This is a genomic window from Acidovorax sp. KPB24-03 (assembly GCF_057546605.1).
In genome coordinates, this window is sequence record NZ_BAAJYR010000915.1 from 1 (window position 1) to 620 (window position 620).

A 620-nucleotide genomic window follows, 5' to 3' on the forward strand; every position below is an offset into this window, starting at 1 on the left:
CGTCCGCAGGGCCACCCGGCCCCTGCTGCCGGCGGGGGGGCGGTCCGGCGGCGGGCCGGAAAACCATTTGCTCCTTATTTAATAGCAATCAGGGCAATGAATCCACAGGCATGGTGGCCTTTTTGCCCGCAGCGGCGAAAACGGGTTCGCCAGGCCGTCAATGCCTGCGCGGTGGCGCCGGTTCCGGCCTGCGGGCGATGGGCGAGAATCGCGGCTTTGGCTTCAGGCCCTCAGCGCACCCACCGTGCCGGATTCCTCCACCCACCTTCCAGGTCCAGGCGCCACCGCCTCGCCCCCGTCCAACGCCACCGCCATGACGCCGCTGGAGCGCCGCTCCAGCCTCGCGCTGGCGCTGATCTTCGCGCTGCGCATGCTGGGGCTGTTCCTCGTGCTGCCCGTGTTCGCGCTCGAAGCGCGCAAATACCCGGGCGGCGACGATCCCGCGCTCGTCGGCCTGGCCATGGGCATCTACGGCCTCACGCAGGCGGTGCTGCAGCTGCCGCTGGGCATGGCGTCCGACCGCTTCGGGCGCAAGCGCGTGATCGTGCTGGGCCTGGCCGTGTTCGCCGCCGGCAGCCTGCTGGCGGCGCTGGCCGACTCGCTCACCGGGCTGCTGGCTG

The 620-nt window shown here is 71.1% G+C and carries 1 protein-coding gene; it reads left to right on the forward strand.

The window, feature by feature from the left end; all coding sequences use genetic code 11:
- Window positions 1–313: 313 nt before the first annotated feature.
- The coding region (locus AC27KI_RS26780; RefSeq protein ID WP_487116936.1) for an MFS transporter at window positions 314–620 on the forward strand (307 nt) is incomplete at its 3' end.